Genomic DNA, 14765 nt, shown 5'->3' with positions numbered 1-14765 from the left:
CGGTCAGGAACGGTGTGGGTGGGAGACCTCGATCCAGACGATCGCACGATCCGATTGCTTACGGTTGCCCACCCACACAACCCTCATACACCATCGCGAACACACAATTGCTTCAGCCCTTTGGCCGTCTCAATGAAAAGAGGCGCCAACAAGTGACGCGGTTTGGTCAGGCGCTTTTCGCGCCGAGTTCAAATTGGAGCTTGGCCAGCCGCGCATAAACGCCACCGCGCGCCATCAGGTCGTGATGCGTGCCCTGCTCGACAATGCGTCCCTCGTCCAGCACCAGGATGCGGTCGGCGCTGAGCACGGTCGATAGCCGGTGGGCGATGACCAGCGTCGTCCGGCCTTCCATCACGCGTTCCAGCGCCTGCTGCACAAGGCTCTCGCTGTGCGCATCGAGCGCGCTCGTCGCCTCATCGAGCAGGAGCACCGGCGCATCGCGCAGCACCGCCCGCGCAATCGCGATGCGCTGACGCTGCCCGCCGGAGAGCATGACGCCCCCTTCGCCGAGCTGCGTGTCGTAGCCCTGGGGCAGCGCCGTGACGAACTCCTCCGCCAGCGCCGTCTCCGCCGCCGCGCGTACCTGAGCGTCCGTCGCGCCGGGCATGCCGTAGCGGATGTTCTCCTTCACGGTGTCGGAGAACAGCGCGACATCCTGCGGGACAATGGCGATCTGATCGCGTAGCGCCTGCAGGTCGAGCCGGTGAACCGGAACCCCATCCAGCATCACCTCGCCGGACTGCGGATCGTAGAAGCGCAACAACAGGCTGAAGATCGTGCTCTTGCCCGCGCCCGACGCACCGACGATGGCCACGCGCTCGCCGTGCGACACCTGGAACGAGACCTGCGAGAGCGCGCGGTCCTCCGGCCGGGTCGGGTAGTGGAACACGACACCCTGAAACGCCACTTCGCCGCGCACGGGCTTTGGCAGCGTGACAGGGTTCGGTGGCGACTTGATCTCCGGCTCGATCTGGCGCAGTTCGGCCAGCCTCTCGGCCGAGCCAGCGGCCTGCTGCAATTCGCCCCACACCTCGGAAAGCCCGCTCATCGCCGCCGCGGCGATCACCGTGTAGAGGACGAACTGGCCGAGCCGTCCGCCGGTCATGTCGCCCGCCAGAACGCCCTGCGCGCCATACCAAAGGATGCCCACGACGCTCGCGAAGGTCAGGAACATGGCCAGCGCCGTCAACCCGGCCCGCGCGCGCATGCGATGGCGCGCCGCATCGAACGCCGTCTCCACCGCCGCGCCAAAGCGCCGCGTGACCGTGTCCTCGTGCGTGTAAGCCTGGAGCGTGCGGACGGCCGCGAGGTTTTCCGAGGCATAGGCGGCGGACGCGGCGATGGTGTCCTGCGCATGGGCCGAGAGCCGGCGCACAGCGCGCCCGTACGCCATCAGGGGCAGAACGATGACCGGAATGGCGACGACCACCAGCGCGCTCAGCTCGACGCTGGTCACCACCATCATGATCAGCGCGCCGATCAGCAGAAGCACGTTGCGCAGGAACTGGGTCGCCGCCACACCGACCGCTGCCTTGATCTGCGTCGTATCCGCAGTCAAGCGCGACATAACTTCGCCGCTCTGCGTCTTTTCATAGAAAGCTGGGCTCAGATTGCAAAGGTGGCGGAACACCGACTCGCGCAGGTCCGCGACGACCCGTTCGCCGAGCCAGTTGACATAGTAGTACCGCGCCGCGCTGGAGATGGCGAGCACGAGGCCGACGACGATCAGCGTGGCGAAATAGTTGTTCACCAGCGCGGTGTTCTCGCCGGAGAAGCCAAGGTCGATCATCCTGCGCACGCCCATGGGCAGCGCCAGGGTCGCCAACGTTGAGACAAGCAGCGCGGTCAGCGCCAGAGCGATATGCCCGCGATAGCGCAGGAAAAACGGTTTGAGCTTGATCAGCGGCGCGAGCGAGCGCCTGGCGCGCTTCTGCCGCCTGCTTACGCGCGTACCCGCCTCCGCCACGTCCTGCGCGTCAGTGTTCGATGGTGAGGTAACGACCACTGAGACTTGCCCTTTTGAATTATTCTTGGACTTGTTCTATCCGAACAAGCATCACGGATGAAACGGAAAATCGCAACTGGGCCTTTTGGCCGCGGCGCATGTCTGCGGCTTTCGCGCTTGTCATCGCCGGGGGCGGCGCGCTATATCACGCGGCAAGACAGTTGCGGGCAGCCTGCTCGCGCCCAAAGGCGGATTTTCCCGGACAAAGGTAACGGATCATGAAAAGCGATATCCACCCCGATTACCACAAGATCAAGGTCGTGATGACCGATGGCACGGAGTTCGAGACCTACTCGACCTACGGCTCGGAAGGCGACACCCTAACGCTTGACATCGACCCCAAGACGCATCCGGCCTGGACCGGCGGCAGCCAGCACCTGGTCGACCGCGGCGGGCGCGTCAGCCGCTTCAAGAAGAAGTTTGAGGGTTTTCTGGGCTAAACCGGCTCAACGGGAAAGGCGGGCGGCCATGCCGCCCGCGCCCGACCCGGCCTAGCGGCTTTCGTCTTCGGCAGTTTCGCCGCTTTCAAAATTGGCAAAGGCGCGCTCGGCCAGTTCTTCGGCATCTTCCTCTTCCGCCTCGGCCGGCTTCGCCTCGCTCTCGACCGATCCGAACACACTCTGCTCGCTTTGCGCCGGCGTGTCCTCGATCGGTTTCAGGCTCGCGTCCGGACTGGCCGGTGCACCGGTTTCCACTTTTTCGGCCTCGGCACGCTTGGCTGCCTTCTGCACCTCCGCGTCAAGGTCCATCTGCTTGCACAGCCCCAGCGTTACCGGGTCCTGCGGCTGAAGGTTCGGCATGTTCCAGTGGGTGCGGTCGCGGATCGACTGGATCGTCGGCTTCGTCGTGCCGACGAGGCGCATGATCTGCGAGTCGCGCAACTCCGGATGATTGCGCAGCAACCAGTAGATCGCGTTCGGGCGATCGTGACGGCGCGAAACCGGGGTATACTTCGGCCGGCGCTTGGTCTTGGTCTCGGGCACCTGGACGCGGCTTTTGGCGAGCTTCATCCGGTAGCCCGGGTCTTCCTGCGCCTTGGCGATCTCCTCGCGCGTGAGCTGGCCGGTCGAAATCGGGTCCATGCCCTTGATGCCCTGCGCGACCTGACCGTCGGCGATGCCCTTCACCTCAAGCTCGTGCAGGCCGCAGAAATCGGCGATCTGCTCAAAGGTCAGAGAAGTATTGTCGACGAGCCACACGGCAGTGGCCTTTGGCATAAGCGGTTTGTCACTCATCATGCAGTCTCCGTGCTCAAGGAAAGGCCCTGAGCGGGTTCAAATCGGTTGTGTCGAAGGGGGTGGCAGGAATCGCTTCTCACTAGAAACATAGTCGCGCCTGCACGCAGGCGCAAACCCCGTCAGCGGTCCCGCGCGATTTTTCCGGCTATCCTCCGGTGACGAGGAGGATCTTGCCGACATGCGCGCTGCTCTCCATGCGCCGGTGCGCTTCGGCGGCGTCGGTCAGCGGATAGCGGCTGTCGATGACCGGCCGGACCTTGCCGCTTGCCAGAAGCGGCCAGACCTTCTCTTCCAGGGCCCGGGCGACGTGTGCCTTCACGCTGGTTGGGCGCGCGCGCAGAGTCGAGCCGGTCAGGGTGATCCGCTTGAGCATCATTCGCATGAAGTCGACCTCGACCTTCGAGCCGCGCAGGAAGGCAATCTGGTGAATGCGCCCGTCCTCCGCAGCGCAGGCGATGTTGCGCTGGATATAATCGCCGCCGACCATGTCGAGGATCACATCCGCGCCGTGACCGTCCGTGGCGGATTTCACGACCTCGACGAAATCCTCCGTCTCATAGTCGATCGCGCGCTCGGCACCGAGCTCCGTGCAGATCGCGCCTTTCTCCGGCCCGCGTGCCGTGGCAAAGACCCGCGCCCCGAGGGCGCTGGCAAGTTGGATCGCCGTCGTGCCGATGCCGCTGGTTCCGCCATGGACCAGGAAAACCTCGCCGGGCTGCAGACCGGCCCGCTCGAACACGTTGATCCACACGGTGAAGAAGGTCTCGGGCAGTGCGGCGGCCTCGATCACGTCCATGCCGGCCGGCACCGGCAGCGTCGCGCCTTCGCTCGCCACGCAGTAGTCGGCATAGCCACCGCCCGTTACCAGCGCGCAGACCTGGTCGCCCGGCTTGTAGCGCGTGACTTCCGGCCCCGCCGCCACAACCTCTCCGGCGACCTCCAGCCCCGGAATGGGAGACGCACCCTTGGGCGGCGGATACATACCCTGGCGCTGCATCACGTCCGGCCGGTTTACGCCGGCCGCAGCAAGCCTGACCAGCACTTCGCATGGGCCAGGCTCCGGGACTTCCATCTGATGCGGCTGCAGCACCTCCGGGCCGCCTGGCTCGGTAATCGAAATCGCGGTCATCTGCTCCGGAATCGGCGACGCCTCGGCCATGCGTGTCTCCTTAACGTGTTCCCCGGTGGTAGTCGATGCGCGCTGGCCGCGCAACCAGAGGCCGGCGTCCAGACCGCCATCTGCACCAGATTGCGCCAAATATCAGAAAAATCCGGCGAAATTCTCGCGGCCGTTAACCTTCATTTAAGGACGGCGACGTAGTGTCATGATTGTCCAGTCAATTTGGCGCTGAACGGTCCTCCGTTCTGTCAGCCTCCCTGTTCACTAACTGAGCCGCCTCCGGGCGGCTCTTTCTTTTTCCGCTCCGCCACGTCACAACAAAAACGCAATGTTAAGCGTCCTTTGCTAGGCTCGGCGTTCAGAAAATTGCGCGACGCCCAAACATGCTGCTATACCTCCGGCGGTGTTCGCGTCCGCGCGTAGCGTAAGCGGGAGTTCCATGAGCAACAGAGCCAACGACCCCCGGGATTCTGGTGGCGATGCACCGGTGCCCTTCGCCGAGAAATACGCGGTTTCTCCTCAGTTCGACGATCTGTTTCGTGAAGGCATGGCGCTTGTCGAGGACGCCGCAAGCTACCTCGACGGGCCCGGTCGGAAGGATTCCAAGCGCCTCTCGGGCGCTGCGGGTCTGGCCTATTCCACCGAAAGCATGCGCCTGACCACCAAGCTGATGCAGATTGCGTCCTGGTTGCTGGTGCGCCGCTCGGTCGGCCGCGGGGAGATGACCCTGGAAGAGGCGCTGAAGTCGCGTCAGCGCGCCAAGCTGACCTATCCGGCACAGTCGCCGCGGCCTGATGGCTTCGATGAATTGCCGGACGAGCTGCAGCGACTGGTGAACGAATGTGACGCGCTGTATGACCGCGTGCTGCGGCTCGACCGTCTTATCAGCCTGTCAAATGACCGCCCCCCGCGGAGTGAGGACAACCCGGTCGCTTCGCAGGTGGACCGGCTTCGCGAAGCTTTCGAGGCGACACAAGAGGCGGCGCCTACGGCGGCGAGCGCTACCTCTTCCGACGGCCGGTGAGCTTGCAAGGCGTGGAAAAGAGCACCTGACACGAAATCAGCGGCGAAACGCCTCAGGGAACTGCACATTAAATTTGATTTAGATCAAAGCCGCGTTTAGAACCCTCGCCCAAAACTGCGCGTCAGTTTAAGCTGATAGGTACGCAGACGAACCTTTGCTGGATCAGAAGGAGGGGCGAATGGCGGAAGTCACGCGGCAGGAGTTGTCGGCGTTTGCCGATGCGCTCGTCTTGGCGGCGGCAGCGTTCGGCGTGCTGCTGGGCGGATATCTGTTCTTCGTATCCATCGACCCCGTGATGGCCTTTCATGGGCTGCTGCTGGCCGGCGGCTCCGCCATCGGAGGCTGGTACATCCTCACGCGCCTGGCGGACGGCGACCTCGTCGTGGGCGGCGAAGGCTATTACAACGATACGGTGGTGCGAGCCGGCGTCATCGCCACCGTCTTCTGGGGCATCATCGGCTTCTTTGTCGGTGTCTGGATCGCCTGGCAACTCGCCTTCCCGGCGCTCAACTTCGACCTCCCCTGGACCAATTTCAGCCGCCTGCGCCCCGTTCACACCTCCGCGGTTATCTTTGCCTTCGGCGGCAACGCTCTGATCGCCACCTCGTTCTACGTCGTCCAGCGGACCTGCAAGGCCCGGCTCGCCGGGCGCTGGGCACCGTGGTTCGTTTTCTGGGGCTACCAGCTTTTCATCGTCATCGCTGCAACCGGCTACGTTTTCGGCGTCACGCAATCGCGCGAATATGCCGAGCCTGAGTGGTACGCCGACCTGTGGCTGACGCTTGTCTGGGTCGTCTACCTGCTCGTGTTCCTCGGCACGATCGTGAAGCGCAAGGAACCGCACATTTACGTGGCCAACTGGTTTTACCTTGCCTTCATCGTGACCATCGCGATGCTTCACATCGTGAACAACCTGGCGCTGCCGATCTCGCTGACCAGCACCAAGAGCTACTCGCTGTTCTCCGGCGTTCAGGACGCGATGACGCAGTGGTGGTACGGCCATAACGCCGTCGGCTTCTTCCTCACGGCCGGGTTCCTGGGAATGATGTACTACTTCATTCCGAAAAGGGCCGAACGACCGGTCTACTCCTACCGCCTGTCGATCGTGCACTTCTGGGCGCTGATCTTCCTCTATATCTGGGCCGGGCCGCATCACTTGCACTACACCGCCCTGCCCGACTGGGCGCAGACTTTGGGCATGACCTTCTCGGTGATGCTGTGGATGCCGTCCTGGGGCGGCATGATCAACGGCCTGATGACGCTCTCCGGCGCTTGGGACAAGCTGCGCACGGACCCTGTCATCCGCATGCTCGTCGTCTCGGTGGCGTTCTACGGCATGTCCACCTTCGAGGGCCCGCTGATGAGCGTGAAGGCGGTGAACTCGCTGTCGCACTACACTGACTGGACCATCGGCCACGTGCACTCCGGCGCGCTCGGCTGGGTCGGCATGATCAGTTTCGGTGCCCTCTACTGTCTGGTGCCCTGGCTTTGGAACCGGCAGGGCCTGTATTCGCAGCGGCTCGTGGAGTGGCACTTCTGGCTGTCGACCATCGGCATCCTGCTCTACATCACCTCGATGTGGGTGTCCGGTATCCTGCAGGGCCTGATGTGGCGGGCCTATGATGACCTCGGCTTCCTGCAGTACTCCTTCGTGGAGACGGTCGAGGCCATGCATCCGTTCTACATCATCCGCGCGATCGGCGGCACGCTGTTCTCCGTCGGGGCGCTGCTGATGGCCTACAATCTCTGGCGCACCGCGCGTGGCGATGTGCCTGTCGACGTCGCCGACCAGCCCGGCATTGCCGCGGCCCCCGCCCTCCGCGGGAAGGGCCCGGTCGCCGCACCGGCCGAGTAAGGGAGCGCGCAAATGTGGAAGTGGCACCAACCCTTCGAGCGCAAGTCGCTGGTTCTGCTAATCGGCATTCTGATTGTCGTGTCGATCGGCGGGCTGATCGAGATCGCACCGCTGTTCTGGCTCGGCTCGACAATCGAGAAGGTGAAGGGCATGCGTCCCTACACGCCGCTGGAGCTCGCCGGCCGGGACATCTACATCCGCGAGGGCTGCTATGTCTGTCACAGCCAGATGATCCGCACGCTGCGCGACGAGGTGGAGCGTTACGGTCACTACAGTCTCGCGGCGGAAAGCATGTACGACCATCCGTTCCAGTGGGGCTCGAAACGCACCGGCCCGGACCTTGCTCGCGTTGGCGGCAAATACTCGGACGCCTGGCACGTGGAGCACCTCAAGGACCCACGCTCGCTTGTACCCGAGTCCATCATGCCAGGCTATCCGTTCATGGCGGAACGTGAGCTTGACTATCGCGACATCGAGGACCGGCTCAAGGCCCTGCGTCTCGCCGGCGTGCCCTATACGGACGAGATGATCGAGAACGCGGAAACGGACCTGCGCGCCCAGGCCGACCCGAATGCGGACGGCGCCGATGCGCTTCAGGAACGGTACCCAAAATCGCAGGTGCGCGACTTCGACGGCGACCCTGATCGCATTACGGAAATGGACGCGATGGTCGCCTATCTGCAGATGCTTGGCACGCTGGTCGACTTCACCACCTATGACGCGACCGGTCCCAACCTGCGCTAAGGCGATGTGATGACTTACGACACGGTGGTCATGGTCACGCAGATTGTCGGCCTGATCCTTTTCATCGGGCTGTTCGTGGCCGTGCTGATATACGCCCTGTGGCCGGGCAACAAGAAGCGCTTCGAACGCGCTTCGCGGGTGCCGCTCGAGCAGGACGAGAAGCCGGACGAGGATACGCAGCGAGGGGGCGATGGCGGATAAACCCGAACGCGACGACGTCACCGGGATCGAGACGACCGGACACGTCTGGGACGACGACCTGAAAGAACTCAACAAGCCGCTGCCGAAGTGGTGGGTCTACGTCTTTTACGTCACCATCATCTGGTCGATCGGCTACTGGATCCTATTTCCAGCTTGGCCCCTGATCAGCTCTCACACCGAGGGACTGCTCGGCTACAGCCAGCGCGCGGAAGTGCGCAGCGAAATCCAGGAAGCGCGCGCCGCGCAGAGCCAGTTCACCGAGCAGATAGAGGCGGCGGAGCTAACTGAAATCCGGGGCAATCCGGAGCTGTTGCGCTTCGCCATGGCTGGCGGCGAGGCCGCGTTCGGTGATAACTGTGCCCCCTGCCACGGCAGCGGTGGACAGGGTTTCAAAGGTTATCCGAACCTGAACGACGATAGCTGGATCTGGGGCGGCGAGCTGGAAGACATCCACCAGACAATCCGCTACGGCATTCGCTCGGATCACCCGGACGCCAGGGTAAGCCAGATGCCGCGTTTCGGTATCGACGGCATCCTGAATGACGAGCAGATCAACGACGCCGCGGAATATGTCCGCTCGCTCGGCGGGCTGGAGCATGACGAAGCGGCAGCCGAGCGCGGCGCCGAGATCTTCGCCCAGCAATGCGCCTTCTGCCATGGCGAGAACGGCAAGGGCATGCAGGACCTCGGTGCGCCAAACCTGACGGATGCCATCTGGCTTTACGGCAGCAGCAAGGATGATATCGTAACAAGTATCCAGACAGGCCGCGGCGGCGTCATGCCGAATTTCGTTGGCCGACTGGATGATGTGACGATCAAGCAGTTGGCTGTCTACGTACACGCGCTGGGTGGTGGACAGTAGAAAGCCGCATTTGATCGTCCAGCCGCAAGGACGCAGGACACATATACATGGCTGACGATACCGCGATGACGCACGCCCCGGGCGCAGCTTCGAAGCGAGAGGCTGCCCCCGGCGTGGAGCAGCTTGACGTCAAGGCGGTGAATACGGCGGAGGATCGGCAACTCTACGCTTCCCGCCAGAAGGTCTACCCCAAGCTCGCGCACGGCAAGTTCCGCAACATCAAGTGGGCGGTCATGGCCGTGACGCTGGGCATCTATTACCTCCTGCCCTGGATGCGCTGGGACCGCGGGCCGAACCTGCCTGATCAGGCGTTTCTGATCGACTTCGCCAACCAGCGAATTTACATGTTCTGGCTCGATATCTGGGCACAGGAGCTTTACTTCATCACCGGCATCCTGGTGGTCTCGGCGCTCGCCCTGTTCCTCGTCACCGCCTATGCCGGCCGCGTCTGGTGCGGCTACGCCTGTCCACAAACAGTCTGGACCGACCTGATGATCGCGGTCGAGCGCTTCTGGCAGGGCGACCGCAACGCGCGGATGCGGCTGGACAAGAAGCCCTGGACCCTCGACAAGATCTGGCGCAAGACGGCCACGCATGCGAGTTGGCTGCTGATCGCGCTGGCCACGGGCGGCGCTTTCGTCTTCTATTTCCGCGATGCTCCCACGCTCGCGGTCGAGCTGGTCAACGGTACGGCGCCGGCCATCGCCTACATTTTCCTCGGCATCTTTACCGGCACGACGTACCTCTTGGGGGGCATCGCACGCGAGCAGGTCTGCATCTATATGTGCCCCTGGCCACGCATTCAGGGCGCGATGTTCGACAGCGACTCATTGCTTGTGACTTACCGCGAGCATCGCGGCGAGCCGCGCGGGCCGCACAAGAAGGGCGAAAGCTGGGAAGGCCGCGGCGACTGCATCGACTGCTATCAGTGCGTAGCCGTCTGCCCAACCGGCATCGACATCCGTAACGGGCCTCAGCTTGAGTGCATACAGTGCGCGCTGTGCATCGACGCGTGCAATGAGGTAATGGACAAGGTGGGGCGGCCCCGCGGCCTGATCGCCTACGACACTTTCCGCAATCTGGAGGCCCAACAGCACGGCGAAACAGCGCCCCCGCGCCTGATCCGCCCGCGCACGGTTCTCTATGCCAGCCTGATCGTTGTCGTCCTGGCCGTGATGGGCGTTGGCCTGATGAACAAGACGGTGCTGGAAACGAACGTGCTGCGTGATCGAAACCCGTTGTTCATCCAGCTCTCGGACGGAGATGTGCGCAACCGCTACACGGTGAAGATCCTCAACAAGCGCTACGAACCGCGCACCTTCCAGGTCGCAGCGCAGGGCCTGCCGGGTGCTCAGATCGAGATCGTCGGCTTTGAAGGTATGCAATCGCCCGATATCGAGGTGCCGGCCAGCGACCTGCGGGAGCTGCAGGTGCACGTCACGGTGCCGGCTGAGAAACTCGGTGATCTCGAAGGCGCCTCTACGCCATTCCAGTTCGTCATCAACGACACGCAGGCCGAGACGAGCAACAGCGTGACCACAACATTCCGGAGGCCGGAGTGACTATACGCTCTGAAGACGGCGGCCGCCCGATCACCGGCCGGACGGTGCTCTATATCCTGGTCGGCTTTTTCGGGGTGATGCTCGTCGCGAATGGAATTTTCACCTATCTCGCCGTGAGCACCTTCAACGGTCTTGTCACCGAAGGCTCCTACCGCAAGGGGCTGGAGTATGACGAACGCCTCGCCGCCGAGGCCAGGCAGGAGCGCCTGGGCTGGAATGCCGATCTCCAGCTTGCCGAACGGGGCGGGCAGTTGCGCTTCAAGCTGGAAGGTGACGACGGACGCCCGGTTTCGGGCCGGCTGGTGCGTGTGCGCATGGGGCGGCCGGCGACTGACAAGTTCGACCGGACAATCCTTCTGAATGAGACCTCTCCAGGGCTCTACACGCGCGACATCTCGCTGCCCGGCGCTGGCAACTGGCTGGCCTCGTTGGAAGTGCTCGAAGGCTATGACGAAGCGAAGTCGGTCGTCTACAGGATGAAAAAACGGCTATGGCTGAAGCCGGGGACCTGAGCGCCGCCCGGCCGGACACATTCGCGCCAGGCGCCGCACCACAACACACACCAACCGGCCCGGACCGCGCCCACTCCGGTGACAGCGGCGAAGACACGGTCACGCTGACCATCGAGAACATGCATTGCGGCGGCTGCATGACCAAGGTTGAGCGTGTGCTGGCCGCGACGCCGGGCGTGCTCGATGCGCGCGCCAATCTCACCGCCAAGCGCGTTACCGCCACCATCGACACCGCCAGGACCTCCGCGCCCGCGCTCACCGATGTGCTCGGGAAAGCCGGATTCAATGCCGCCGAGCTGGCCGACGACACGCGGCCCGCGCGCGACGATGACCAGCTTCTCCGGGCAATGGCCGTCGCCGGTTTCGCCGCGGCGAACGTCATGCTGCTGTCGGTGTCCGTCTGGGCCGGGATCGCTTCGGACATGGCGCCGGAGGTGCAGTCGTTCTTTCACTGGCTGTCCGCGCTTATCGCCCTGCCGGCAATCCTGTATGCAGGCCAGCCCTTCTTCATCTCGGCACGCGACGCGCTCAAGGGCGGGCGACTCAACATGGACGTGCCGATCTCGCTGGCGATCCTGCTGGCCTCGTCCATGAGCCTTTATCAGACCATCCGCGGTACCGAGCAGGTCTATTTCGACGCCGCGATCACGCTGCTGTTCTTCCTGCTGATCGGCCGTTTTCTCGACCAGCGGATGCGCCGCCGGGCAAAGGGGGCCGCGCAGAACCTGATGGCGCTGCAGGCCACGAACGCCACCGTGATCGGCGATGGCCCGCCGCGTCAGGTTTCGACGCGCGCGCTGGCCCCCGGCATGGCCGTTCTGATCGGAACGGGCGATCGCGTGCCCGCCGACGGCGTGGTGCGCAAGGGCGAAAGCGAAGTCGACGAGAGCCTCATCACCGGCGAGACGCTGCCGCGTGCCGCCACGCCGGGGACGGAAATCCATGCGGGAACCCTCAATCTCGGCGCGCCGCTTGAAATGGAGGTTCGGGCCGCCGACGACAGCACGCTGCTCGCTGAAATCCGCCGGCTCATGGAAACCGCCGAGCAGGCCAAGGGCGCCTATGTCCGGCTCGCCGACCGTGCTGCACGGATTTATGCGCCATGGGTGCATGTATTTGGCGCCGCCACCTTCACCGGCTGGATGATCGCCGGGGCGGGCTGGGAAACGGCGCTGACCTACGCGATCGCGGTGCTCATTATTACTTGCCCCTGCGCGCTGGCACTGGCCGTGCCGGCGGTACAGGTCGTGGCTTCAGGCCGATTCTTCGCCAATGGCGTGGTCCTGAAGGCAGCCGACGGTTTCGAGCGGCTGGCCGAGGTGGACACCGTTATCCTCGATAAGACTGGCACGCTGACGCTTGGCACCCCGCAACTGGTCAACGGTGCGGAGATCGACGATACGGCGCTCGCGGAGGCGGCGGGGCTGGCCCTGGCGAGCCGCCATCCCTACTCGAAAGCGATCGTGGCGGAGGCGACGGCGCGCGGGCTGGCGGTTGCGCCGGCGGAGAACGTCCGGGAATTCCCCGGTCGGGGGCTGAAAGCCGCCGGCCCGGGAGGCGAGACACGGCTCGGCTCGGCGACCTGGTGCGACCTTGACGACGTGGACGCGGATGACGCTGGACGGGTCTACCTGACGCGGGCCGGCCAGCCGGCAGTCCAATTCCGCTTCGAAGATCGACTGCGGCCTGATGCGGCCGACACGGTCGCTCAACTCAGGCGGGCGGGTTTCGACGTGCGCATCTTGTCCGGTGACCGCGAAGCGGCGGTTGCGCGAGCAGCCGAGGCCGCTGGCATCACCGACTGGCGCGCGGGCCAGCGCCCCGACGACAAGATTCGCTTGCTCGACCAGCTGAAGGCCGAAGGGCGCAAGGTGTTGATGGTGGGCGACGGGCTGAACGACGCGCCGGCGCTCGCGGCGGGGTACGCCTCCATGTCGCCGTCGAGCGCCACGCATATCAGCCAGACGGCCGCCGACGCGATCTTTCAGGGCCAGAATTTATCCCCTGTAGCCGAGGCAATCGCGCTGGCGCGCCGCGCCAAGCTGTCAGCAATCCAGAATTTCGGGCTGGCGGCGGGTTATAACGCGATCTGCATCCCGCTGGCGATGGCCGGCTACGTCACGCCTTTGATCGCCGCGATCGCGATGTCGGCGTCCTCAATCGTTGTGACCAGCAACGCGGTACGCCTGCGCGCCGCGCGGATCGCGCTGGAGCCCGCAACATGACCGCGCTCGCCTGGCTGATCCCGGCGGCCCTGTTTCTCGGGTTCCTGGGCGTTCTCGCGTTTATGTGGGCACTGCGCAGCGGGCAGTTCGAGGATCTGGACGGCGCGGCCTACCGCATCCTGGAAGACGACACGCCGGAGACGCGTGACAAGGACGCCACGCCGGCTAACCAGCCACCCTCAGACACCGACAAACGTCAGCGCGATCACGACGGCTGATCCGGGCTTTCGGCCTGCGCGCTCAGCTCCGAAGGCGGGCCGAGCTTGTCCTCGTCGGGCACGACGTCCCGGAATGCGTGCCACGTCGCGTGCCCGATCAGTGGGAACGCGATCAGCAGCCCCGCGAACAACAACGCGAAGCCGAGCGCCATGATCACCGCGATCAGAATCGCCCACAGGATCATCAGGCCGGGGTTGATCGCCACGGCGCGCAAGCTCGTGACGATGGCCGTAACCACGTCCACCTCGCGCACCATGAGAAGCGGGATCGATACCACCGTGCTGGCAAAGATGATTGCCGCGATCACCGCCCCCAGGAAAGTGCCGACGGTCAGAAGCACAAGCCCGCGTGGCTCCAGCAGCAGCGTCTGGATGAACTCCGGCACCGGCGGCATGGCGATTGGCCCGAAAACCAGCATGAACAGCAGCAGCGCGATTTCCACCCAGGCAAAAAACGCGATCATCAAGGCGACGCCCATGAAGGCGAGCTGACCCGGTGACTGGATGTTGACGAGCAGCGTATCCCGCAGCGTCACCTTTTGCCCGCGCTCAATCAGGCTGCTCATACGGTAAAGCCCGGCCGCCATGATCGGGCCGACAAGCAGGAATCCGCCGGCCATTGGCAGGATCAGAGCCGGCACGCCCGCGTACCATAACCCGAGCAGAAGCAGCACGGCGATCAACGCGAAGACAGCGCCATAGGCAACGCTGAGAAGGGGCGCGCGCGCCATGTCGCGGAAGCCGCGGCCCAGCCAGCGCCACGGTGCTTCCATCGGCACCTTGGCGATGGGAATGAGGCGGACATAGCCGACGCGATTGCCGCCGAGGCGGTCGGTCGTGGCGGGCGCGCCCGCTGCGGGGCTGGCTACGTGCTCCTGGGACATGCGGACCTGCTCCGATGATCTGGACTGGGTGAACGTTAACGGCTCGGATCGGCGACCGACTTGATCCAAATCAATTATATCCGCTTCACTGGCTGGCGAAAGCCCCGTGTGGCCACCGCACCGCGTGTTTTCCGAGGCTTCACTCATTGGGGCCGGCGCTCGGCTTCCTGCGCGGACTGTCCGTGGCGATGGCCACGGGGCCGGCACGGCTTCGGCAAGATGCACAGCGGGATTGATGCCCGGCCAGCGACAGCGCTTTGCCGCTGCGCCTCTTCAATTCGTCTTAGCGAGGAACACATAGCGGTTGCCAAGCGT

The 14765-nt window shown here is 64.3% G+C and carries 14 protein-coding genes; 10 read left to right on the top strand and 4 right to left on the bottom strand.

The window, feature by feature from the left end:
- Nucleotides 1-166: 166 nt before the first annotated feature.
- Entirely contained in the window at nucleotides 167-1966 is a 1800-nt protein-coding gene (locus BXY53_RS11730; RefSeq protein WP_119062169.1) for an ABC transporter transmembrane domain-containing protein, read from the bottom strand.
- 257 nt (nucleotides 1967-2223) lie between these two features.
- On the opposite strand from BXY53_RS11730, the gene rpmE reads away from it, so the two are divergent.
- Nucleotides 2224-2445 carry a 50S ribosomal protein L31 gene (gene rpmE / locus BXY53_RS11725; protein ID WP_119062168.1) on the top strand — a complete coding sequence of 74 codons (222 nt, stop codon included), beginning with the start codon at nucleotides 2224-2226 and terminating at the stop codon, nucleotides 2443-2445.
- A gap of 51 nt (nucleotides 2446-2496) precedes the next feature.
- Here rpmE and BXY53_RS11720 read toward each other — a convergent pair whose 3' ends face one another.
- Nucleotides 2497-3240, bottom strand: coding sequence for a DUF1013 domain-containing protein (locus tag BXY53_RS11720; protein ID WP_119062199.1), 744 nt, complete (start codon nucleotides 3238-3240; stop codon nucleotides 2497-2499).
- A gap of 148 nt (nucleotides 3241-3388) precedes the next feature.
- On the bottom strand, nucleotides 3389-4402 hold the full coding sequence (locus BXY53_RS11715; RefSeq protein WP_245410454.1) for an NAD(P)H-quinone oxidoreductase: 1014 nt from the start codon (nucleotides 4400-4402) through the stop codon (nucleotides 3389-3391).
- A 400-nt stretch (nucleotides 4403-4802) separates the two neighbouring features.
- Between BXY53_RS11715 and rcdA the strand changes: the two genes are divergently transcribed.
- From rcdA to ccoS, 9 genes are all read left to right on the top strand, one after another.
- Nucleotides 4803-5387: a protease adaptor protein RcdA gene (rcdA, locus tag BXY53_RS11710; protein WP_119062167.1), complete on the top strand. Its 585-nt coding sequence runs from the start codon at nucleotides 4803-4805 to the stop codon at nucleotides 5385-5387.
- 178 nt (nucleotides 5388-5565) lie between these two features.
- On the top strand, nucleotides 5566-7242 hold the full coding sequence (gene ccoN / locus BXY53_RS11705) for a cytochrome-c oxidase, cbb3-type subunit I (protein ID WP_119062166.1): 1677 nt from the start codon (nucleotides 5566-5568) through the stop codon (nucleotides 7240-7242).
- A gap of 12 nt (nucleotides 7243-7254) precedes the next feature.
- Nucleotides 7255-7986 (top strand): cytochrome-c oxidase, cbb3-type subunit II, encoded by a 732-nt coding sequence (ccoO, locus tag BXY53_RS11700; RefSeq protein WP_119062165.1) that lies wholly within the window; start codon nucleotides 7255-7257, stop codon nucleotides 7984-7986.
- Nucleotides 7987-7995: 9 nt separating this feature from the next.
- On the top strand, nucleotides 7996-8187 hold the full coding sequence (locus tag BXY53_RS11695) for a cbb3-type cytochrome c oxidase subunit 3 (protein ID WP_119062164.1): 192 nt from the start codon (nucleotides 7996-7998) through the stop codon (nucleotides 8185-8187).
- Nucleotides 8177-9049, top strand: coding sequence for a cytochrome-c oxidase, cbb3-type subunit III (gene ccoP / locus BXY53_RS11690; protein WP_119062163.1), 873 nt, complete (start codon nucleotides 8177-8179; stop codon nucleotides 9047-9049). Before BXY53_RS11695 ends, ccoP begins: the two co-directional genes overlap by 11 nt.
- Before the next feature lie 47 nt (nucleotides 9050-9096).
- The gene (gene ccoG, locus BXY53_RS11685) at nucleotides 9097-10611 is read left to right on the top strand and encodes a cytochrome c oxidase accessory protein CcoG (protein WP_245410453.1); all 1515 of its coding nucleotides are present in this window, start codon (nucleotides 9097-9099) and stop codon (nucleotides 10609-10611) included.
- Nucleotides 10608-11123 (top strand): FixH family protein, encoded by a 516-nt coding sequence (locus BXY53_RS11680; RefSeq protein WP_170144436.1) that lies wholly within the window; start codon nucleotides 10608-10610, stop codon nucleotides 11121-11123. Before ccoG ends, BXY53_RS11680 begins: the two co-directional genes overlap by 4 nt.
- Complete coding sequence (locus BXY53_RS11675; RefSeq protein WP_119062161.1) at nucleotides 11102-13348, top strand: heavy metal translocating P-type ATPase; 2247 nt, start codon at nucleotides 11102-11104, stop codon at nucleotides 13346-13348. Before BXY53_RS11680 ends, BXY53_RS11675 begins: the two co-directional genes overlap by 22 nt.
- The gene (ccoS, locus tag BXY53_RS11670; protein ID WP_119062160.1) at nucleotides 13345-13566 is read left to right on the top strand and encodes a cbb3-type cytochrome oxidase assembly protein CcoS; all 222 of its coding nucleotides are present in this window, start codon (nucleotides 13345-13347) and stop codon (nucleotides 13564-13566) included. The genes BXY53_RS11675 and ccoS overlap by 4 nt, the downstream gene beginning before the upstream one ends.
- Here the strand turns inward: ccoS and BXY53_RS11665 are convergent.
- Nucleotides 13554-14450 carry a DUF2189 domain-containing protein gene (locus BXY53_RS11665; protein WP_170144435.1) on the bottom strand — a complete coding sequence of 299 codons (897 nt, stop codon included), beginning with the start codon at nucleotides 14448-14450 and terminating at the stop codon, nucleotides 13554-13556. The two genes, ccoS and BXY53_RS11665, sit on opposite strands and share 13 nt — an antisense overlap.
- Between the last annotated feature and the right edge of the window lie 315 nt (nucleotides 14451-14765).

It is taken from the genome of Dichotomicrobium thermohalophilum (assembly GCF_003550175.1).
GTDB lineage: Bacteria > Pseudomonadota > Alphaproteobacteria > Rhizobiales > Rhodomicrobiaceae > Dichotomicrobium > Dichotomicrobium thermohalophilum.
The sequence above is the reverse complement of the archived record's forward strand: the minus strand, read 5'-3'. Positions and strand labels throughout refer to the sequence as shown.